The 483-nt window shown below is 62.9% G+C and carries 1 pseudogene; it reads left to right on the plus strand.

Annotated features, from left to right (window positions below):
• Positions 1-483, plus strand: a pseudogene (locus H0485_RS21390) (DUF932 domain-containing protein); the annotation flags it as partial.

Raw genomic sequence — 483 nt, forward strand, 5'->3', positions numbered from 1 at the left:
TGTCGTCCGAATGGTTCAATCGGCCTGATGATGAGCGCTATCTCTCGCTCGATGACCTCTGGGCCTCGGTCAAGGCGCGCTCGGAGCGCAGCACGTCACGGATCGTCGAGACGGCAAAGATCCATGTCGAGGCCAGTCGCGACAATTCCGAACGGCTGCAGCTGATCCTGCCGAAGGCGGATGCACCGCTGGCACCGACCCATTGGGCCTTTGGTCAACTCGCTAGCCTGGTTGGTGCGCCGGCGTCGTATCTGCGCCAATTGCCGGCACCTCTGGCCGGGATCAATCTGCAGTATGGCCTCTCGGGTCACCGCGCCGAGCAGATCAAGACCTTCGAGACCGAAGACGGCAGGACAGAGCTGCGCGCGGTGACCGGCCCGGATTATGGCCGGATCTATGACCATGAGCTGGTCGAGGCTGTGCAACGCATCGCGGGCAATGGCACTGGGGATACCCGCTGGAAGGTGCCGGGTACTCTGGACT

The sequence above is a fragment of the Pseudogemmobacter faecipullorum genome (genome assembly GCF_020539525.1).
In the GTDB taxonomy this organism is placed as follows: Bacteria; Pseudomonadota; Alphaproteobacteria; order Rhodobacterales; family Rhodobacteraceae; genus Pseudogemmobacter; species Pseudogemmobacter faecipullorum.